We start from the raw sequence: 21003 nt of genomic DNA, 5'->3' as shown, positions 1-21003 counted from the left end.
CTAGTGAGTAATATGGGCAACCATACACGCAAAGTTTTGCTCTAATTTATCGCATTTCGTTGCTATTACTCGGTAGCTCTTGTTCTGCTAAAAGCATTTTCGACTAAATGACGATGTTTATACAGATACCAATCGATATCATCACTCCCTATTCGTCTAGTAAAGACCGGAGCTTCACCTTTTTCTTGTATATATGTTGTAAATTTTTCACTATCATAGCCTATATCAGCAACAATATATCTTGATAAAGGTGATTCATCTATAAGCTTTTCTGCATGGGTAAGAGCGTGTGATTGACCACCGGATAATTCGAGATGAACAGGAAGAGCGTAACTGTCTAGCGAAAAAAATTTAGTTGAGTTACCGCTTCTGCTTTTACCTCTCTTTTCATGACTATCTGTTACAGCATCCGTTCCTTGTTGGTGAACTCGTACAATACTACTATCAATAAATAACCATTCAGAATATTAATGACTTGATACCCAATTGAATAAATTAAGTAAAACACCTTTTTAAACCATAAATTAAAGCGTCGAAATACGATGATCCAGTTACCACACTCATTGGGTAGATAGCGCGAAAGGCAGTCCACTCTCATCCTATAAAGAACCATTATATACCTCTATCATTGTGTTCAAAACAGCATATGAAAAATCAACAAGCCCTAATGCCTGTACAATTTTAAGCGAGCTAAATCACACTTTAATGTTGACACAGGTCACAAAAAAAGACGATAATTGAATTCACATATAAATCATATTATTCGGAGTTAAAGTTATGAATTTAATTACATCACAATCAGAAAATTCTTCTCAAACGACTATCGAAGAAAAAAATTATTCTACTACTTTAGAAAATATTTTATTTATCATAAATTTAAGTGTAGCTATAACCACCATTTCGGTTCTAATTGGCTTAAGTTGGGCTTAAGAATACCTAAACTGACTATATTTCTTATCACATACACTTAATTAAGTATTGCGACTGAAATGCTCTATCAATAACTAAAATTGCTGAGGTAGTAGGAGACACTTGAATAGCGAGAATTAAAGAGATCGAATTCAGATAAAAATATGATTTATAAATATATTTTTATCTGAAGAAGTGGATAAATATCGATATCCATTAAAGTTTCAAAGGTGATACGTCTTATGGGTGACTTTGATTCTTTCAAGGCATAACCCAATAAGCCTCCGGCTAAGCCGGAGGATAAGTCAACTTTGTTAACGAATAGTAGCCATATCAACAAAATCCATATCATCGAAAGTTTGATTTTCGCCTAGCATCCCCCAGATAAAACTGTAATTTTGAGTGCCACAACCAGAATGAATAGACCAACTTGGTGACAGGACTAATTGTTTATCACGGACAATAATATGGCGTGTTTCATTTGGTTGCCCCATAAAATGAAAAACCACTTGGGATGGTTTTACATTAAAATAGAGGTATGCTTCCATCCTTCTTTCATGCGTATGTGCAGGCATTGTATTCCATACACTACCTTCCTGAAGGTGAGTAATCCCCATGCAAAGTTGGCAGGTTGGTAATACATCAGGATGTAAATATTGATTAATGACTCTGGCATTCGCATTTTCTAATGTACCTAACTCGACCTTCTTTGCATCTTCTTGTTTGATTAACATAGACGGGTAAGTATGATGAGCCGGCGCACTTAAGCAATAAAGTATTGAAGGTTGCTCTGAATCTAGAGATTCAAACTCAATCTCTTGTTCGTCTTTGCCAAGATATAGGGCGTCTAGGTGCTCAAGTTGGTAACTATTTCCTTTGCAACGAACTTCCGCTTTCCCACCTAAATTTACGATCCCCAGCTCGCGTCTTTGCAAAAAATAATCTGTACCAAACGCCTTTTTATCGACATATTCATCAAGTTTTAAAACTTGATCTGTAGGGGAAATACCAATGGCGACAATTCGATCAATATGGCTATATACCATATTCACGCTACCAGATATAAATAGATCTTCAGATAAAAACTCATCACGTAAACGCTGAGTATCATATGATTTTGCGTCGACAGGGTTGCTATTGTAGTTGATAAACATGTTTATACTCCTATTTGATATATAAACCATACCAATAATTTATATACAATCAACACAAGTCATATATGAATAATGGTATTTAAGATCTAGATCTATATTTTTTTGCAATAGCGTTTTTTTAATTAGAAAATTTATTAATTAATTCAAAACAAAAATATAAAATGCTTAATGAAGATAAGAAGTCTGCCCCATTCAGTCAGAATAAGTTAACGTCACGACTCTCAGTCATTCATGTACAACAAAATAAATGATCCATTTTTTAACATGGTGCGTTATGAAACCAAGCACTAGATTGGGAGGATATTGGTTTAGATAATACAACTGTAAATGTAATATTGACTGAAAAGGAAAACTAAAATTCACTAAAACACCTGCACCTTCTCGTGAGATCGAACTTATTCCAAAAGCATTGGAGGTAATAAAAAGACAGTTAGCGATAACCTATCAAAAGTGGCTTTATTAGAAATAGTGCATTATAAATATGATCGTACTGAGGTAGTGAAGCGTCAGCGACTTTTTTTGAGTAGGTGCGATCAGACTTATAAACACCTCGAATTAATGACTACTCCAAAGCAATCAAAAAAATGGCTAAAAGAAACAAATTACAACACTGCTCTGCTTATCACTGCACTATAAATTTGCTAGTCAGATGTTAATAATCGGCGCTGAAATAACATGGCTGGCAGGGAAATTTTCTCCATGAGAATTCATTGCTTTGATATGTTTGTCTAAGATTTTGGCTCGTCTTTGCTCGTCGTAGTTGTTTGATATTTATTAGCAGTGGTTTCGCCCTGTCGGCGGCACGCCTTCCTCTTATCAGAAGAGAAAGGCGACAAAGAGACTGACACCGGATCGTTTTCTGCTCCAAGTAATCAATTCCTTTTTTAACGCATCAGCTCATACAGCACATCCATGTGCTGAATGAGCTTAAGCCAAACGTCCTGTTTGGCTTTGCTAAAAGGAATGGATGACTTGGGAAAACTTTACGGTGGGGATATTGCAGCCACGTTGATCGACTTAGTTTGTAAATTGAAAGGGATTAATTGACTACCATGCTTCTGCAAATAAATTGCACTTGCATTGTTTGTGTTACAAAAACTCGGGTTGCCTCGTTCCAAATTCTCTGCGTGTGAATACTGCTTTTAGTTTGATAGTTTTGCTTTAGTTTTAGCTTGGGAAATCTTTACGCTGGGTTTGTTCGTCCACAGTGGTAATGGTTTTGTTGTGGCGATATCGGGTAGCAATATCTAGTCACATGCAAAGTGATAAGAAAAGGATAACTATTTTAGAATGTGAGAAATGAATATTACTAGGTGATTGATAGTAAAAGGTTTTAAAATTTAAAGTGGTAGTGATGAGAGAATGCTATAAATGGCTCTCGCTATTCACAGTAAAGGGAATGAGAGCCAAATTATTGGTTTTAATTTAGCCTAAAAAGGCATTTTAAAACCTGGCGGTAAATCCATACCACCTGTTAAACCACTCATTTTGCTTTTGTTTACTTCTTCAACACGACGTACTGCATCGTTCATTGCTGCTGCAACTAAATCTTCAAGCATATCTTTATCGTCTTCTAGTAAGCTTGGGTCGATCTCAACCTTACGTACATTATGGTTACCTAATAATGTAATTTTTACTAAGCCAGCACCTGACTCACCAACAACTTCAGTATTGGCAATTTCAGCTTGTGCTTTTTTCATATTTTCTTGCATTTCTTGGGCTTTTTTCATTAAGTCGCCCATTCCGCCTTTACTAAACATAATTTCTCTCTTTTATAAGTTAAGGTTAATGTGTCCGATTATAACGGCACTACACTATTTTCATAGACCTTTGCGGCATAATCTCGCACAAAGGTTTGTACAATTGGATCATTTTTAATCGATAATTTGGCATTATCTAAATATTGCTGATAAACGATTTTTTCTAATTCCATCGGTGTATGGCTGCCTGCTACATTACCCGCTTCAATAGTAATATTGAACTGTTGCCCGTAATAATCACGCAGTTTAGCTTTTAAATCTTCACATAAGCTTTGGTTATTTAGTAAATGTTGTTGTGATTCATGCAACGTTAGCTGAATATGTTGTTCGTTTTTTTGCATCACCGTACTCTTCGCTAATAGCTTTTCAAACCCCACCAACTGCATTGCTTTAATTGCTAAGAACCATTCATCGGTCATCTTGTCTTCGACATAACTCGCGATATCAATCTCAAGTGTTTGTAAGTTATTGTTACCAATCAGTTCAACATCCGTGGCATTATGCTGCCCCGTATTGAGTGCTGAAATATCATTATTGACGATCGCTTGAGGCGGGCTCTGTTGAGATTGCACTGGTTGAATAGGTGCTTGAACCGTTTGTTTGACAGGCTTTTCTTGAACAGGCTTAGGCTGAATAGATTGTGCCGGATTAGCATTCACAAGCGGAGCTATATTATGATCGTTTGCAGCATCTGCCGAGTGATCTTTTGCTGATACTGAATCACCTGAATAATTGTTTTGTGGCGCATACTCTTCAGGCATATTCGGTGCTTGTTGGTCAAAATAACCACCAGCATCATATTCGTTATAATCACCTTGAGGAGGCTGCTCCTGATAGCTACTCAACGGGGGTAATTCTTGCTCATTACTCGCTTTCACTGGCGGCTGTGATTGCGCTGTAACTTTATCTCCTGCTTTCGCCGCCATTTCAGGCGCTCTAGCTTTCGTCACTTCTACACTTTTTTGAGGGGTAGGTGTTGTTACTGCTGCGACAGACCGATCATGAATGTTCGATGATTGTTGTTCAGTTGCCGCTTCAGTCTTTTTTAACGCCTCTCTTTTCAAACGATGACTACGTAACATGTTGCGAGATTGACTTGTGTCAGCCACCGTCGAAGTAACCGGTGCCACAGCATGATGCGCTATATTATTTTCAGGGTTATTGTCTTGCGTTACAGGCTGATAATTAGTAGCTTGATGATGTTGTTCTGGGTTTGTATGATATTGCTCAACTTCCGCATTCGAGTATTGTTGATAGTCTGCAGATGAAGCTTGTTCAATGGGTTGCCCAGTAACGATTTCTGAATTGACTGCATCAGAAGGTGTTCTAGTAGGTGTAGTTGCGCTATTGTCGGTAACATCACGCTCGTTAATATTAGGTTCACCAATTTTAGGCTCAACAATATTAGACTCAATAGTACTGGGCTCTGAAGCAGGAGCGGCTGTTAGCGCTTGCGCAGTTTCAACAATAGGTGCAGTGGCAATCGTCGGTGCTGACTGAGGTGATAAATGCTGTTCTGATTCAGCTTTTGCGCTTGCTATTGTATTTGATACAGCAGGTAATTCAGGCTGATTTTGATTGACCTGTTCCAACATTGATTCATCAATATCAACATAATTGGCGGGTTTAAACGCCAACAAACGCATCACAGTCATCTCTAATGCGATTTTTCCGTTTGGCGCATAGGCGTAATCTTTAAACCCTTGTACTGCGATTTGATAAAATAACTGAACTTCTTCAGGTGTTAAGCGCTCAGCGAGCAGCTGCACTGCACTTTTTTTGCTGACATTAGCATTAAGCTGTAGTTGAATTAATGCAATTTGATGACACAGACTCGCCAGCTCTTGATGTAATGCTGAGAAATCGGCTCCTAAATGCACAAACTCTTGAATTTTTTCAAATACTTTTTGGCTATTACCCGAAGCAATGAAATGCAGTAAATAATGTAAATGAGATTGGTCTATCGTACCCAACATTTTAAGTACGGCGGCATATTCAATATGTCCTGCACCGAATGCTAAGGCTTGATCCGTTAAACTCAATGCATCTCGCATACTACCATCAGCGGCTTTTGCAATAACACCTAATGCAGCTTGCTCAAAGGTTGCTTTTTCATGCTTTAAGATTTCGGCTAATTGATGCTCTATTTGCTCTGGTAAAATCGCTTTTAAATGAAACTGTAGGCATCGAGATAATACAGTGATTGGTAACTTTTGCGGATCCGTCGTTGCTAGTAAAAATTTTACATACTCAGGCGGCTCTTCTAAGGTTTTTAATAATGCATTAAAGCTGTGCTTAGATAACATGTGCACTTCATCGATTAAATAAACCTTATAACGCCCTTGCGCCGGTTTATATTGCACGTTATCTAATAATTCACGGGTATCATCCACTTTAGTACGAGAAGCAGCATCGATTTCTAATAAATCTACAAATCGCCCTTGATCAATCGCTTGGCAATTCGCACACTTTCCACAGGGTGTTGCAGTAACCCCTACTTCACAGTTTAAGCTTTTTGCTAAAATACGAGCGATAGTTGTTTTACCAACACCACGCGTGCCACTGAATAAATAGGCATGGTGGACGCGATCTTGTGCTAACCCATTTTCCAATGCGGTTAATACATGGGGTTGCCCAATCACTTCTTTAAAAGTTTGTGGTCGCCACTTTCGTGCTAAAACTTGATAGCTCACTAATTATTCACCCGCATATTCAATCAAAGAGAAAACAGGAATCGACATTGTGGATAATTTATCTTCGCCATGTAAATCTGGTAAGGAAATAACAAAAGCAGCTTCAATCACTTCACCACCTAAACGTTGAATTAATTTAACCGATGCTTCAGCTGTTCCGCCAGTGGCTAATAGATCATCTATCAATAATACTTTTTCGCCTTGTTTAATGGCATCTTTATGGATCTGCAAAGTATCGTTACCATATTCTAACTCATAGTGTTCTTCGATAGTTTCACGAGGTAGTTTGTTAGGTTTACGAACCGGTACAAAACCTGCCCCTAAAGCTGCGGCTAATGGCGCACCAAAAATAAAGCCACGCGCTTCCGTGCCGACTATTTTATCGATTTTTTGGTTGTTGTAACGAGCTTTGAATAATTCAATCGTAGCAGCAAAAGCAGCACCATTTTCAATCAAGCTGGTAATGTCTCTGAATGTAATACCTGGCAACGGATAATCGTCGATGCTTTTGATACTGTTTTTGATTAGTGCTAGTGATTCCGTGCTCATCTTTTATGTCCTGTCATTATCTAATGCCATAAGGGTAAATAGTTGCTTGCGGTTGTGCAAGTTGTCTTGGCCAAAAGTGCGTAACTATTTTCATTTGTTGCATGAAAAATAATCTGATTAGCTTAGTAATATGAATTGAATGCAAAAGTAAGGCATGAATTTAAAAATTGAAGCAATCACTAAACCACTAAGCTACATCGAAAACATAAAATAAAGATTGAAATATGGGCATTATTTATAACGCCTTTGATCTACCCTTCTCCCTCCTTCGAGCCTTCGTGGTTAATTGCTTTATGCTTTTGACTTTTTATTTTAAAGAAGAAGCCATTATCTACAAAACGCCCTAGCCCAAACACAACAACAAAATCCCACCGTTAAATTTTCCTAAGCCAACAGCTTATTTTAGTAAAGACAAACAGGACGTTTGTCTTAAGCTCGTTCGGTACAGGGACGTACCGTAAGAGCTGGTACGGTTAAAATAAACTGCTGGTTTAGAGAAGAAAATGCTCGGTGTCAGTCTCTTTGCTTCTTTCTCTTCTGATAAGAGAAAGAAGATCGCCGTCAGGGCGAAATACGCTGCAAATAAACACCAAGATGCATCAATGAGCAAAGACGAAAGCTAAAGAACTTAAATAGCAAAGTAATTGCTTTTGGCTTACCTTCTTCACCCTTCGTGCCTTCGTGGTTAAATGCTTTTTTCTCTTGCTTTGTGTTCAAAAAGCATTTTACCTTAACGTTAGCGAACCGTTTGATGTACTAAGCAACTCACCTACCCCTTCACCGATCGATAAACCGAGGCTTTTAGTAAAGCTTTCTAATTTTGATTCTTTAAACGAATAATCAACAATCTCTTCCGCTTTAATCACCTCCCTTGCAACGTAACCAGGGCTACCTAAACCATCAATTAAACCTAACGCTAACGCTTGCTCACCATTCCAAATCAAACCAGAATAAAGATCTTTATTATCCTTAACTAAACGGTCGCCACGCCCTTCCTCTACCACCTTAATAAACTGTTGATGCGTACTATCTAACACCCCTTGCCAGAACTCAGCTTCTTCCACTTTAGCGGGCGAAAAAGGGTCTAAAAATGCTTTATGTTCACCAGAAGTATAATGACGGCGTTCAACGCCCACTTTCTCCATCAAATCAACAAAACCAAAGCTCGATGCAGTAACACCAATCGACCCCACTAAACTGGATTTGTCCGCATAGATTTGATCCGCTGCTACGGCCATATAATATCCACCCGACGCTCCTAACTCAGCGATAACAGCGTATAGTTTTTTATTAGGATAAATGCCACGTAACCGTTTAATTTCATCGTTTACATAACCGGATTGCACAGGGCTACCGCCGGGACTATTAATAACCAACATCACCGCTTTTGATTGTTCATTTTTAAAAGCCGCTCTTAAAGCACTCACAATATTATTAGCGTTAGCTTCTTTATCAGCTGCAATCACACCATTTACCACCACCATAGCAGTATGAGGTTGTTGATTTTTCTGATCTTTATCTAACACCCCCGTGTTCATAAATAAAAACAGTGCCACGAATAAATAGGTAAAAGTTAACAGTTTAAAAAATATCCCCCAGCGACGAGTTCTTTTTTGCTCTTTAAAGGTTTCTTTCATAAAACCAGATAACCACTTTTGTTGATTATTTTCAGGCTCTTGCATTGTTGATTCTCACAATAGGAATGGGTTAGCTATTCAACCCGTAATTAATCGTAAATTCAAGATAAATGTTACCTTTGGCTATTGTAAAAATATAGACATAGGTCATACTTTCAGATTACTTAAAGAGATCCAAAGGAATTAGAAGTCATGTCAAGAAAAGCACTGTTACTGTCATTCTGCAGCATCATTTCCATTGCCAGCTGGGCAGACGTTAAATCTACGGATGAAGACTCTGCGACTGAAACACAAGAACAATCATTGGCTGCCGTCGCATCAAAAACCAATAACATCGCAACGCCTAGCTTTTCCGAAAAAGCCTTGGTTGAACGCTATATTCTTGACGAACTAAAAGCCACTCGACATGATCTACAAGATTTAGAGCGCCGCCTTACTATTGAAATTACAGATAGAGAGTTAAGTGTTGCCGATAAATCTCTAAGCTATGCAGAACAAACCGTTAACTTTTTCTTCTATATCATTGCAGGTGTTGCGTCATTAGTCGCTTTATTTGGCTGGAAGTCATTACATGAAATCCGCGTTAACACCACTAAGAAAGCAAATACACAAATTAAAATGATTGCTGAATCTTATGAAGAAAAGTTTCAACGGTTGGAAAAAGATTTACGTAGAAAAACATTACGTATTGCTGATAACCATATAGAAATTGAAAAAATCAATGAGATCCATAACCTTTGGTTACGTGCTCAAAAAAGCCAAACGCCTGAACAGAAAATGTCAGCTTATGATGCTATTTTGAAAATCAGACCCGGTGATTTAGAAGCGCTGACTTCTAAAGCGGATGCCGCAATGGAAATGAAAGAATTCCACTGGGCATTAAGTATTTGTAACCGAGTGTTAGATATGGATGATAAAAATCAGGATGCCTTTTACCAGCGCGCCTGTGCTTATGCTTGCTTAGGAGTCGAAGATCAAGCAATCAGTGATTTAGAGAAAGCCATAGAGGGGCGTTCAGCCTTGAGAGAGTTAGCTGCAGAAGAAGATGACTTTGAAAATTTACGTGGCAACGATAGTTTTGATGCTTTATTAACGTCGACTGATAGCTAGTATTTAGAGGTTCAGCCATAAAATAGAGCCTAAGATAATTTAGGCTCTTCCTTTACATCGATGATAATAATTCTACTGACTTAGAGCAAACGCAACGGCTCTATGTAAACAACTTACCTAATCTAACCACAAGCGCTCAAATAAATAACTTACCTAACTGCAATGGCTCTGTTGAAAAAACACTTTATTATACGCACTTTTTTTATCAGCACTCCGCATAAACACAACGACTCTAATGCCTGCATTCAATTAACGAAACAAGGCCTGCTATTCTAAATCGATGGCACGAATCGCTTGTTTTAAAGCCTCAACCTCAGCGATTAAGTCGGCACGTTTATTAGGTGATTTTTGTGCATTTAATCTGCTTTCAACACCACTTAACTTTTGTACCAACCAGCCCCTTATCATTAGATAATAGCGGCTGTCGTCAGCAAATTTAGTGATAGTGTTTAACGCGTTTTTATCTGTCGGGGAGTTAATCGCAATATGTAAATGTTGAACCATTACGCCTGTTGCTTGTTGTTCATCTTGCTGCTCATATTGTTGTTCCGATTGATGATTATTGTCGATTTTAAAGGCAACTTTATGATCGAATTTCAAGCTGGACATAACTAGTAAGATGATGCTCAAAAAAGCAATAGCGATAATAATGATCATCACGATCTTACTATTCATTAGTTTCATAGTGTCACCTTATTTACATACAGGTTTGTGAATGAAGTTAACTCGAATTTGATAAATTAAAAAGCCTGAGTTGAATGGAGATAGTGAAGCGTAATAATGAATGAGAATAGTGAGTTTCAGCTACAATGTTGAGCCTTGTAAACCGTTAATAATGCGCGTAGCCATAACCTTGACCATGCCTATGACCACAACAATCGCCAGTGCATTACTGTAAAAAAATTAAAGGAAACATTCAACCTCCTATTTGTTATACTGCGCGCGATTTTTAAGATAGGAATAAAACATGATCATTAATAAAGAATGGCGCGTATTAACAGTGGGTGACGGTGATCTATCATTTTCAGCCTCATTATTAACACACCATAAACCATCAAGTTTAACGGCCACTGTCTTTGATGCTAGCGATACTTTATTAGCAAAGTATGCGGTCAATGATTATGACACCCTATTACAACAAAAATGCCCAGTTTTATGTGGTTTCGATGTCATGGATCCAAGCTCATGGGGCGCACTCAAAAAGCAACATTTTGATGTGGTTATTTTTCAATTCCCACTTATTCCAGCTTTTAAATCACATCAAGAATTCCAAGAGAAGTGTAAAGATGTGCATATCAATACTTTAAATCGTCAATTATTGCGGACGTTTTTAATCCATTCTTTTAAACATTTTTTAGACCCTAACGGCGCACGGTTATGCTATATCACCTCTAAAGATGTGCAACCTTATAAAGAGTGGAACATTGAGAACGCATTACATAGAAATACTGATATTGAATACTTAGGCTGGCATCACTTCGATATTGATGCTTTCCCAGGTTATAAAGTGCGTAATGTGGACCGAGATAAACATGTGAAAGATACTAAAGGTATCACTTATGTCTGGAGTGATAATAAGCAACACCCCTTAAAACAAGAGCTGAGCGCCGCGATATATCAAGGTGAAGCCTATTGTGAATTGTGTGCAACAGGCCCTTATAACAATACGGAAGATAAACTGCGCCATAACCAGACCAGGAAACATCTCAACATGCTCAATTACGAAGCCTTGTGGCAATTACTGTTAGACCGAGAAAACGAAGCAACATAAATGTAACCACAAAAACAAAAGCAACCACGAAGCCGCAGCGCTGCACAGAGAGCACGAAGAAAACCTAAACAATAAATGTATAAAGATTGAGTTTGTTGATTACTAATAAAGGTTTTGACCTTACCTTCATCACCCTTCGTGCCTTCGTGGTTAATAGCTCTTGATCTTGACTTTGATTTTAAAGAAGAAGCCATTATCTACAAAACACCCTAGCCCAAACACAACAAAAAAATCCCACCGTTAAATTTCCCTAAGCCAACAGCGTATTTTAGTAAAGACAAACAGGACGTTTGTCTTAAGCTCGTTCGGTACAGGAACGTACCGTAAGAGCTGGTACGTTTAAAATAAGCTGTTGGATTAGAGAAGAAAATGCTCGGTGTCAGTCTCTTTGCTTCTTTCTCTTCTGATAAGAGAAAGAAGATCGCCGTCAGGGCGAAATACGCTGCAAATAAACACCAAGATGCATCAATGAGCAAAGACGAAAGCTAAAAAAATAATGTTTATTACTTACATAGATTTTGACCTAACCTTCTTCACCTTTCGTGCCTTCGTAGTTAAATGCTTTTGCTTGGGATCTTAAAAACACAAAGCAACCACGAAGCCGCTATGCTGCACAGAGAGCACGAAGAAAAGCGAAACAAAAACCAGTGAATAAATATAAACTTTAAATGCTGTTTAATAATAGTAATGATTTTGACCTAACCTTCTTCACCCCATCGTGCCTTCGTGGTTAAATGCTTTTGCTTGTGATTTTAAAAACACAAAACATTATTTCTAACGTTTTTTACCTAATTTCTTCGGTCACCCGCCCTTGGTCGTTAATTGCTTTTTGCTTTTGCTTAAATAAACAGAGCGGGTATAATCCTGCCTCCCTAATAAACTGAGAAAAATAATGCATATAACGCTTGCCCCAATGGAAGGTGTGATGGACTTTCACATGCGCCAATTTTTAACCCAGATTGGAGGTATTGACCGTTGCGTGACCGAGTTTGTACGTGTTGTCGAATTACCCTTACCTTCTCGTGTATTTTATCGTTTATGCCCTGAATTACGCAATGCTAGTCGTACCGAATCTGGTACACCTGTGCGTGTGCAATTGCTTGGACAAGATCCTGCGTGTTTGGCTGAAAATGCTTTTCGAGCGATTAAGTTAGGCTCAGAGGGGATTGATTTAAACTTTGGGTGTCCGGCTAAAACAGTTAATAAAAGTCGCGGTGGTGCCGTGCTATTAAAAGACCCTGAAGCTTTACATCAAATCGTTAAAGCAGTACGTGATGCAGTACCTAGTGAGCATATTGTTAGTGCCAAAATTCGTTTAGGGTATGCGGATAAAAGCTTAGCGATTGAAAATGCGCAAGCGATTGCCGAAGCTGGAGCCAGCGAGTTAGCGGTTCATGCGCGTACCAAAGAGGAAGGTTATAAACCACCCGCACATTGGCATTGGATAAAAAAAATTAAACAATCAATCGATATTCCAGTGATTGCGAATGGTGATATCTTTAGTTTTGAGGATGCACTACGTTGTATTGAAATCAGTGGTTGCGACCATTTAATGATTGGACGTGGTTCTCTGGCAGTGCCCAACCTTGCGAATGTGTTAAAAGGTACTGAGGCGCCCTATTCCTGGTTACAAAACTTACAGGTGATGGAGCAGTATTTTCAATGGCTACGCGAAATTGAAGATAAAGAAAAATTTATGCCAAGTCGTATTAAACAGTGGTTGATGTTTATGAAGTTACAGCATCCTCAAGCGGATCCTTTTTTACAATCAGTGCGTGCAATCCGTCAGCCAAATGAAATGTTACTCGCTTTACAACAAGCGCAACACACAGAATTAGCTATCTAAGTAGGCATTTAAAAGTACATCCATTAATGATTAAAATAAATCACTACACCCAGTAAATTAGCCCTATTAACAACTATATCGACATCTATCTTCACATAAATTAATGATATTTTAATCCAACCCGTAATAAATTTAAAAAAAGCATTCAAAATCAGTTCTATTTTGTCATTATTAGCCTACCCTTATTGCAGTAAGAATAATTGTAGGCGCTGTTAGCTTAGTTACATTTGCTTTACAACTTCGCTAGTCTTGTACCGATGACATATAATAGGAATAATATGCCCTTACCCATTTTAATCTGTGATGATTCTGCATTAGCCAGGAAACAAATTGCTCGCTCATTACCCAAAGATTGGGATATTACTGTCAATTTTGCTGAGAATGGCAAAATTGGCTTAGAAACTATTCGTCAAAAAAAGGGAGATATTGTATTTCTTGATTTGAATATGCCGATCATGGATGGTTACCAAGTTTTAGAAGAGATTCAGCGAGATGATCTACCCGCGATTGTGATTGTTATCTCCGGTGATATTCAACCGGAAGCACATCGCCGAGTAAAAGAACTAGGTGCGATTGATTTCATAGAAAAACCGATCAACAATGTTAAATTAATGACCATTCTGGAACAATATGGCATTTATAAACCAGGTAGCCATAATTCACTTACAAGCCCTGAAAGCCTAGAAAAAGTGAGTGTTCGAGATGTATTGCAAGAAGTATCTAATATTGCAATGGGCCGAGCCGGTGACTTATTAGGCCGACTATTAGATGTTTTCATCTTATTACCTATCCCCAATGTAAATACCTTTGAAAGTAGTGAGTTGCACATGGCCCTCACGAATATAGCTAAAGATAATGCTGTTTCTGCCGTCACACAGGGATTTATTAGCTCTGGGATCAGCGGTGAAGCAATTGTTATTTTCCATGACTCAAATTTTGATGAGATGACGAAACTGCTCAAATATGAAAATATGATCTGTGATCATTTAGAGTTGGAAGTGATGAACGATATTTCTAATATTCTGGTAGGTGCATTTTTGAATGGCTTAGCTGAGCAGTTAGATATTCACTTTAGCCAAGGTCAACCTAGCGTGTTAGGGCAACATGGAAAAGTCGAAGATTTGATTAAAAGTCGTCAAAAAGATTGGCAGAAAACATTAACTATCGAGGTCAGCTACAGAATTCAAGATCACGACATTAAATGTGACCTGTTACTTTTATTCACTGAAGAGTCGATTAAAGTCATTCAACATAAAATAGGATACCTCTTAGACCAATGAGTGCAAACATAGAATTAAAAGATATCCACTGGCTCATTGATATGGTTCATAACATAGATGTAGGGCTAGTGATCATCGATAAAGACTTCAATGTCAAAGTATGGAATGGTTTCATGGAAAATCATTCTGGTTTATTAACTGCGCACATGGTTGATAAAAAAATAACCGATGTGTTTACCAGCATTCCTGAGGACTGGTTACAACAAAAAGTGAACAGTGTTTGTTTATTAAAAAATAAAGCGTTTACTACCTGGGAACAACGCCCTTATTTATTTAAATTCAAAAGTTATCGACCGATTACCAGCAATGCTGAATTTATGTATCAAAATGTAACCTTTTTACCCTTAACCGACATAGTTGGTACAGTCACACAAATATGTATGATTATTTACGATGTAACCGATGTGGCATTAAATCGACAAGCTTTGCAAGAAGCGAACCACAAGCTTGAACATTTAAGCCATATAGATGGATTAACACAACTGATTAATCAAAGCTACTGGCAAGAAAGGTGTAAAATTGAATTTAAACGCCATCAGCGGGCGCACCACAAAACATCGATGGTGACGTTAAATATTGATCATTTTAAAAAGATTAATGATACCTACGGGCACCCTTTTGGTGATCAAGTGATCAAAGGCGTTGCAGAAAGTTTACGTCAAAATCAACGAGAGACAGATATTGTCGGTCGTGTTGGCAGTGAAGAGTTTTCACTTTTATTAGTTGATACTGACCTAGCGGGTGCAAAAGTTGCCGCTGAACGCATACGTGCCGCTATTGAAGCAATGCATTTTGACTGTGATGGAAAAAAAGTTAAAGTCACCGTCAGTTTAGGTATTGCACAAATAACGGATAGTATTGAAGACTTCGAGGCTTGGATTAAAATGGCCGAGTTAGGTTTGTACTTGGCCAAAAATAATGGTCGAAATCAAGTCGGATTTAGTGTCCACTAGTCTTATCGATCAGATAATTTAGAGACTGTGACTAAATGACAGCATTTAAAATGAGTATTAAATGCTGTCATTTTTTATCTTGTTCAGAAGCATTATCGGTATAACTAGATTGTCACTAACTAAGTTGGTATAACTGAATCGGTACAAACTAGTTGTTATTGATTGGTAGATAGTCAGTTCTATTAACCTGCAGCCTTTCACTTCCTTGTATTACCTCTGATGGTGAGTTTTCTTGAAACTTTTACTAAAGTGAAATTGTTCATAAAAATTCAGCTCAATAGAAACTTGATTAACGTTACAGTTTTTCTTGTCTATTAAGAAAAAAACGTTTCTAACTTATACCATATTCCGTTAATTTAATGATCAAATATTACGCAGGAAAAAAGGAGCTAGTTTAAGGTAAAAGTTGCCGTAAATGTTGATCTCCTTACAAAACTTTTAATACAAAAATAGTTCCTTTTAACCAGTAAAATTGATCAGTTAGTTAGCTGAGCTGGTATTAATCACGATTATAAATTAGTGATTCATTTGCTCACAAACGATGAACTATACGATAGAAAAAATGCCTCCGATGAGTTAAACAATATTATTGCATCACCAAAACATGAAGTGATTCGAGACTAAATACATGATACTTTATTAGCCTATATGGACTCCCTTTCCGAAGCTATTAATGGGCAATTAGACCATGGCGAAAAGGGCTTGAAGCACATTGAATGGGCCTTTTAGACCCAAACCACGCGATGGATTCTCTAACGTAGTACGAGATGATGATACTGACATGCCCACTTAAGGTATCAAAGTCGAAGATAAAAAACAAAAGTTCTAAACGACTATTTAATTTATGCCCAAGTGAAGTCCAGATAAAACTTAGGCATATAAAATATATTTTAATAATGTGTTTATTATGACTCGAGTAATATTATGAAATGGATCAAACAAGGCAATGCCCCTGACTATCGCTTCTCATTAGCCAATGAACGTACTTTTTTGGCATGGATCAGAACCTCACTCGCGTTTTTAGCTGCGGCGATTGGTTTAGATCAATTAGCGCCCAATTTAGCGTCGCCAGCAATCAGAGAAATGCTTTCTTTGGCTTTGTGTTTATTTGCAGCTTTGTTAGCGCTTTATGCTTATTTACGTTGGGTCGCAAATGAAAAAGCAATGCGCCAAAATACAGACCTGCCATACACTAAAATTTTGCGTTTGGTGAGTATTTTCATGACTCTCATCGCTTGCGCCATAATATTGATGATTAGCAATGCCATCTAGCCGTATAGCAAGACGCCATGACGACCCTGGGTTACAACCCGAAAGAACCTCATTATCATGGTATCGAACGCTGTTTTTAATCGTCGGTGTTTCGATGTTATTTTTAAGGTTAGGGTTCGTTAAAAATGACCTAATTTTAGTCGCAGGCAGTATTATTTTATTGCTTTGTAATGTTGGTGTTTGCATCTATGCCTATCAACGCAATTTGTTCGATGTGAAAAGTACTGTACTCACTTCTTACGGCTCAGTAATAGTTAAAAAAATGATCTGTTTTGCTATCATTTTTAGTGCGCTTGTATTTGCATTATCAATCATTATGTCTAGTTATAATCGTATATTTGAATCGTATCTGATCTAGATAAATTACGTCAGATGAATTGTTCAATAAGTAATTGGTGAAACAGAGGGGTAAGATAAATAGTCGCTGTCATGTCATGGCCAAACCAACTTTCTCGATCTGTAATTTAGACTGTACTTATTACTGCTATTTAGAAAAATATAAATTGTATCCAGAAAACTCAGCAACTTCAAAAAATACGCTAAACATAAAAAATCAATAATTGCTTACAAGCTAATGGCCTCATACACCCCGCTCTTGGTGTGAGTTTTTTACTGATTTATACCCCACCCAACATGGTGTTTGGAGTAATGTTTGTGTGCAGAATGCGTTTTCTCGGGAGGTTAAGTACAGGTAGTAAGTTATTCAGTGATTACCTCAAAGAACGACTTCAAAATAGACCTTAAAATAACGCATCCACTTAATATTAAAACCAATCTTCATGGCTGTATCGCATGAGAAAAATCGATTAACATAAATTCTACTCGCCATCTTTTCTAGCCAATCAACATGCATTGATTTTAGGCTATTGGTACAAAGAGCCCACCGAGAGGCAAGCATCTAGTTTTCATAAGGTTTATAATCCGTAGTTACCGCATCAATGCATATTACGTGCAATTGCAATCCCATCTTTAAGTGTTCGAGAGAATTGTAATTTACGTGGTTTAAAGCGAATACCAGCACGTCGTAATTTCAACACCATACGCGGCTGCAGATTATTAATCACTAAGCCTATCTGCTGTTTATCAAGACTTTCTTTAATCGATTCAATTGCAATAATAGCACTCATATCCAGCATAGTGACTTCCGACATATCGAGTATGATAACGCGAAGGTTGGGTGTGACAATTGAAATGCTTTGTAATGCTTTTTGTGCTGACCCAAAAAATAATGAACCGTTAATATCATAGATAACAATGCTGTCTGAGAGATCATCATAAACTTCATGATCTTTCTCCACTCGCGAGGTATCTGTCAGAGTAATGCTTCGGCGAATAAACAACATAGCAGCTAATCCAATTCCAACGGCTACTGCAATAGTCATATCAAACAGTACCGTCAGAACAAAACATAAAATAAGTACAATAACATCATCTTTAGGTGCAACTTTAACCGTGCGGATAAAATGTTTCGCTTCACTCATATTCCATGCAACGACTAATAGTAAAGCCGCCATCGATGCCATGGGTATATAAGCTAACAAAGGTGTCAATGCGAGTATTGAGCCAAGAATAAATAAACCATGAACGACAGCAGCTAAAGGAATCGTACCGCCTGCTTTGATATTTGCCGCCGTACGCGCTATCGCAGCGGTTGCTGGAATACCACCAAACAATGGAGCAATCATGTTACCAATACCTTGACCGATAAGTTCATCATTGGGGTTATGTTTCTTGCCTGACATTCCGTCAGCGACTACTGCACATAACAAAGACTCAAGCGAGCCTAAAATCGCAATAGTGATCGCAGACGGTAATAGCATTTTGATAAGATCAAAGCTGATACCAATTGGCTGGCCATCTGCATTGGGTAAATTCCATGGCCATTCAAAAGCAGGTAAAATGGCGGGGATACCATCACCGGTTATGCCGTTTATATCATAGTGAAAGCGACTGCCAATAGTCGCAACGGAAAAGTCCGCATAAAAATATTGAATTCCCCAAGCAGTAAGAGAACCAACAAGCAGTGCAATCAGATGGCCTGGCACTTTTGAGTGTACTCGTGGCCACAATAACAAAATGACAATGGTAAGCCCACCGATGAAAAATTCTTGAAAATTGATCGTCGGTAATGAAGAGATGATTAAAGAGAGTTTATCAAGATAATCCCCTTCAAATGATGCAATGCTCAGCCCTAAAAAATCTTTTATTTGCAATGTACCTATAACAACCCCAATACCCGCTGTAAATCCAATAATGACTGGGTAAGGAACAATCTCAATCAGCTTTCCAAGCTTACCTACCCCCATCAAAATTAAAAAGATACCCGCCATAAACCCACTAATTAACAATCCACCGATTCCAAATTGATGAACAATTGGTAACAAGACAACCACAAAGGCGGCTGTAGGTCCTGATATATTTACTTTTGAGCCACCACAAACAGCAATAAAAAGGCCGGAAATAATAGCGGTATATAATCCATGTTGGGGGGGGACACCACTGGCAATAGCTAATGCCATAGAGAGTGGTAAGGCAATAACGCCTACGGCTAACCCCGCTAATACATTTGCTTGAATATCAAAAAGTGTCGGTTTGCTCGAAATAGATTTTTTTAATGCAGAAAACAAGATGTGCTCACTTATAGGCTCTAACGATAAAATTCGATCTTACTCTTTCATCTTACATTTCTCAATAATTCATAAAAAAATAGAAGTTTAACTGAATTATTACCTTTAAAGTAAAGACTAAATTATGCAGTTAGCTAGCAGAGTTGGTATTATATAGCCTGAACAACACTGTTACAGCAGAAACAAAAACAGCGCTAAAAAGCGCTGTTTTTTATTACTTTATTTACTGGGACTTTACTAGGAAATTAAAGACCTAGTTTAGCAAGTTCTTTTTCTACTACAGCGACTGGTAGTGGTATGTAACCATCTTTTTTCACAATACCTTGACCTTGCTCAGATAACATTAGTTTAATGAACTCAGCTTGCAGCGGTGAAAGTGGTTTGTTTGGATGCTTATTAACATAAACGTATAGGAAACGAGATAACGGGTATTTACCGCTAATTGCATTTTCCATTGTTGCTTCAACGAATGGTCCGCCTTTCTTAGACAACGCAACTGCTTTAACACCCGCCACTTTATAACCAATACCAGAGTAACCGATAGAGTTTAAAGAAGAGGCTACAGACTGAACCACTGATGCAGAGCCAGGTTGTTCATTAACAGAGTTCTTATAATCGCCTTTACATAACGCTTTTGATTTAAAGTAACCATAAGTGCCTGATACCGAATTACGACCAAATAATTGAATATCTTTATCTGCCCAGTTCCCTGTCAAGCCAACATCTGACCAACGAGTGGCATTTTTATCATTGCCACATTTTTGAGTAGATGAAAAAATAGCATCGACTTGTTTGATTGATAAACCTTCGATTGGATTATCTTTATTAACAAATACGGCTAATGCATCAATCGCTACGCGAATTTCTGTTGGTTTATAACCGTAATGCTTTTCGAATGATTCTATTTCTTTAGACTTCATTTTACGGCTCATTGGACCGAACTGAGAAGTACCTTCAGTCAGAGATGGTGGCGCAGTTGACGATCCTGCCGCTTGAATTTGAATGTTAATATTTGGGTATTGGCGTTTAAACTCTTCCGCCCAAAATGTCATCATATTTGCTAAAGTATCAGAGCCAACAGATGAAAGGTTGCCAGAAATACCACTTACTTTCGTGTAAGAAGGCAAAGTATGGTCTGCTGCAAGAACAGGTGTCGACATTAATGATGCAGTACCTAAAGTAACCGCTGCGGCTAACATTTTAAGTTTCATTCAAAACTCCATTTTCTACTAAGTTAATTTAGTTGATTTGTATTTCATTAATTATTTAACAAAATATCCATTACGCTTGGTAGCGATGTTGCTTAATATGAAGCTTTAATGTGACACTTTGATTACAAGTGAATTATTTTATTCATTTTTTATTAATTTTTTTATGGGCAGAAATAAAAAAAGCTTATTACATTCTTGCAATAAGCCTTTAAATCAACAAGTTAAAAAATA

Annotated in this window: 18 protein-coding genes; 8 read left to right on the top strand and 10 right to left on the bottom strand. The window is 37.7% G+C overall.

Features of this window, described 5'->3' with window-relative positions; all coding sequences use genetic code 11:
* Nucleotides 1–65 precede the first annotated feature (65 nt).
* On the bottom strand, nucleotides 66–449 hold the full coding sequence (locus H592_RS24960; RefSeq protein ID WP_169727672.1) for a transposase: 384 nt from the start codon (nucleotides 447–449) through the stop codon (nucleotides 66–68).
* A 328-nt stretch (nucleotides 450–777) separates the two neighbouring features.
* Between H592_RS24960 and H592_RS24090 the strand changes: the two genes are divergently transcribed.
* Entirely contained in the window at nucleotides 778–930 is a 153-nt protein-coding gene (locus H592_RS24090) for a hypothetical protein (RefSeq protein ID WP_156916148.1), read from the top strand.
* A 293-nt stretch (nucleotides 931–1223) separates the two neighbouring features.
* Here the strand turns inward: H592_RS24090 and kduI are convergent, their stop codons facing one another.
* From kduI to H592_RS22660, 6 genes are all read right to left on the bottom strand, one after another.
* A complete protein-coding gene (gene kduI / locus H592_RS0117135; RefSeq protein WP_028869850.1) occupies nucleotides 1224–2063 on the bottom strand; it encodes a 5-dehydro-4-deoxy-D-glucuronate isomerase in 840 nt (279 codons plus the stop codon).
* Between the two features lie 1430 nt (nucleotides 2064–3493).
* Nucleotides 3494–3823, bottom strand: coding sequence for a YbaB/EbfC family nucleoid-associated protein (locus H592_RS0117130; protein ID WP_028869849.1), 330 nt, complete (start codon nucleotides 3821–3823; stop codon nucleotides 3494–3496).
* 38 nt (nucleotides 3824–3861) lie between these two features.
* Nucleotides 3862–6516: a DNA polymerase III subunit gamma/tau gene (dnaX, locus tag H592_RS0117125; protein ID WP_028869848.1), complete on the bottom strand. Its 2655-nt coding sequence runs from the start codon at nucleotides 6514–6516 to the stop codon at nucleotides 3862–3864.
* Between the two features lie 3 nt (nucleotides 6517–6519).
* Nucleotides 6520–7065 carry an adenine phosphoribosyltransferase gene (gene apt / locus H592_RS0117120; RefSeq protein ID WP_028869847.1) on the bottom strand — a complete coding sequence of 182 codons (546 nt, stop codon included), beginning with the start codon at nucleotides 7063–7065 and terminating at the stop codon, nucleotides 6520–6522.
* Between the two features lie 561 nt (nucleotides 7066–7626).
* Nucleotides 7627–7782 (bottom strand): hypothetical protein, encoded by a 156-nt coding sequence (locus H592_RS24085; protein WP_156916147.1) that lies wholly within the window; start codon nucleotides 7780–7782, stop codon nucleotides 7627–7629.
* An 8-nt stretch (nucleotides 7783–7790) separates the two neighbouring features.
* Nucleotides 7791–8747, bottom strand: a complete 957-nt coding sequence (locus H592_RS22660; RefSeq protein WP_037072061.1) for a S49 family peptidase — start codon at nucleotides 8745–8747, stop codon at nucleotides 7791–7793.
* Nucleotides 8748–8894: 147 nt separating this feature from the next.
* Here H592_RS22660 and H592_RS22655 point away from each other — a divergent pair, with 147 nt between their 5' ends.
* The gene (locus tag H592_RS22655) at nucleotides 8895–9812 is read left to right on the top strand and encodes a tetratricopeptide repeat protein (protein ID WP_182692083.1); all 918 of its coding nucleotides are present in this window, start codon (nucleotides 8895–8897) and stop codon (nucleotides 9810–9812) included.
* A 267-nt stretch (nucleotides 9813–10079) separates the two neighbouring features.
* Here the strand turns inward: H592_RS22655 and H592_RS23400 are convergent, their stop codons facing one another.
* Complete coding sequence (locus H592_RS23400) at nucleotides 10080–10496, bottom strand: hypothetical protein (protein WP_051369233.1); 417 nt, start codon at nucleotides 10494–10496, stop codon at nucleotides 10080–10082.
* 283 nt (nucleotides 10497–10779) lie between these two features.
* Here H592_RS23400 and H592_RS0117095 point away from each other — a divergent pair, with 283 nt between their 5' ends.
* The 6 genes from H592_RS0117095 to H592_RS0117065 all read left to right on the top strand — a co-directional run bounded on the left by H592_RS0117095 (nucleotide 10780) and on the right by H592_RS0117065 (nucleotide 17292).
* Nucleotides 10780–11583 carry a class I SAM-dependent methyltransferase gene (locus H592_RS0117095; RefSeq protein ID WP_028869846.1) on the top strand — a complete coding sequence of 268 codons (804 nt, stop codon included), beginning with the start codon at nucleotides 10780–10782 and terminating at the stop codon, nucleotides 11581–11583.
* An 892-nt stretch (nucleotides 11584–12475) separates the two neighbouring features.
* Nucleotides 12476–13429, top strand: a complete 954-nt coding sequence (locus H592_RS0117085) for a tRNA-dihydrouridine synthase (protein ID WP_028869845.1) — start codon at nucleotides 12476–12478, stop codon at nucleotides 13427–13429.
* A gap of 278 nt (nucleotides 13430–13707) precedes the next feature.
* On the top strand, nucleotides 13708–14709 hold the full coding sequence (locus tag H592_RS0117080) for a response regulator (protein ID WP_028869844.1): 1002 nt from the start codon (nucleotides 13708–13710) through the stop codon (nucleotides 14707–14709).
* Nucleotides 14706–15662, top strand: coding sequence for a sensor domain-containing diguanylate cyclase (locus H592_RS0117075; RefSeq protein WP_028869843.1), 957 nt, complete (start codon nucleotides 14706–14708; stop codon nucleotides 15660–15662). Before H592_RS0117080 ends, H592_RS0117075 begins: the two co-directional genes overlap by 4 nt.
* 924 nt (nucleotides 15663–16586) lie before the next feature.
* On the top strand, nucleotides 16587–16934 hold the full coding sequence (locus tag H592_RS0117070; protein ID WP_028869842.1) for a YidH family protein: 348 nt from the start codon (nucleotides 16587–16589) through the stop codon (nucleotides 16932–16934).
* Nucleotides 16924–17292: a DUF202 domain-containing protein gene (locus tag H592_RS0117065; RefSeq protein ID WP_028869841.1), complete on the top strand. Its 369-nt coding sequence runs from the start codon at nucleotides 16924–16926 to the stop codon at nucleotides 17290–17292. The genes H592_RS0117070 and H592_RS0117065 overlap by 11 nt, the downstream gene beginning before the upstream one ends.
* A 577-nt stretch (nucleotides 17293–17869) precedes the next feature.
* On the opposite strand, the gene dauA is transcribed toward H592_RS0117065, so the two are convergent.
* A complete protein-coding gene (gene dauA / locus H592_RS0117055; RefSeq protein WP_028869839.1) occupies nucleotides 17870–19561 on the bottom strand; it encodes a C4-dicarboxylic acid transporter DauA in 1692 nt (563 codons plus the stop codon).
* 245 nt (nucleotides 19562–19806) lie between these two features.
* Nucleotides 19807–20772 (bottom strand): PstS family phosphate ABC transporter substrate-binding protein, encoded by a 966-nt coding sequence (locus tag H592_RS0117050; RefSeq protein ID WP_028869838.1) that lies wholly within the window; start codon nucleotides 20770–20772, stop codon nucleotides 19807–19809.
* Between the last annotated feature and the right edge of the window lie 231 nt (nucleotides 20773–21003).

Source organism: Psychromonas arctica DSM 14288 (assembly GCF_000482725.1).
Classification (GTDB): Bacteria; Pseudomonadota; Gammaproteobacteria; order Enterobacterales; family Psychromonadaceae; genus Psychromonas; species Psychromonas arctica.
The sequence above is the reverse complement of the archived record's forward strand: the minus strand, read 5'-3'. Positions and strand labels throughout refer to the sequence as shown.

Excerpts from the sequence above, each read along its gene's own strand:
- H592_RS24090 (WP_156916148.1), top strand. The coding sequence starts at position 778 with ATGAATTTAATTACATCACAATCAGAAAATTCTTCTCAAACGACTATC.
- kduI (WP_028869850.1), bottom strand. The coding sequence starts at position 2,063 with ATGTTTATCAACTACAATAGCAACCCTGTCGACGCAAAATCATATGAT.
- H592_RS0117130 (WP_028869849.1), bottom strand. The coding sequence starts at position 3,823 with ATGTTTAGTAAAGGCGGAATGGGCGACTTAATGAAAAAAGCCCAAGAA.
- apt (WP_028869847.1), bottom strand. The coding sequence starts at position 7,065 with ATGAGCACGGAATCACTAGCACTAATCAAAAACAGTATCAAAAGCATC.
- H592_RS22660 (WP_037072061.1), bottom strand. The coding sequence starts at position 8,747 with ATGCAAGAGCCTGAAAATAATCAACAAAAGTGGTTATCTGGTTTTATG.
- H592_RS22655 (WP_182692083.1), top strand. The coding sequence starts at position 8,895 with ATGTCAAGAAAAGCACTGTTACTGTCATTCTGCAGCATCATTTCCATT.
- H592_RS23400 (WP_051369233.1), bottom strand. The coding sequence starts at position 10,496 with ATGAAACTAATGAATAGTAAGATCGTGATGATCATTATTATCGCTATT.
- H592_RS0117095 (WP_028869846.1), top strand. The coding sequence starts at position 10,780 with ATGATCATTAATAAAGAATGGCGCGTATTAACAGTGGGTGACGGTGAT.
- H592_RS0117085 (WP_028869845.1), top strand. The coding sequence starts at position 12,476 with ATGCATATAACGCTTGCCCCAATGGAAGGTGTGATGGACTTTCACATG.
- H592_RS0117080 (WP_028869844.1), top strand. The coding sequence starts at position 13,708 with ATGCCCTTACCCATTTTAATCTGTGATGATTCTGCATTAGCCAGGAAA.
- H592_RS0117075 (WP_028869843.1), top strand. The coding sequence starts at position 14,706 with ATGAGTGCAAACATAGAATTAAAAGATATCCACTGGCTCATTGATATG.
- H592_RS0117070 (WP_028869842.1), top strand. The coding sequence starts at position 16,587 with ATGAAATGGATCAAACAAGGCAATGCCCCTGACTATCGCTTCTCATTA.
- H592_RS0117065 (WP_028869841.1), top strand. The coding sequence starts at position 16,924 with ATGCCATCTAGCCGTATAGCAAGACGCCATGACGACCCTGGGTTACAA.
- H592_RS0117050 (WP_028869838.1), bottom strand. The coding sequence starts at position 20,772 with ATGAAACTTAAAATGTTAGCCGCAGCGGTTACTTTAGGTACTGCATCA.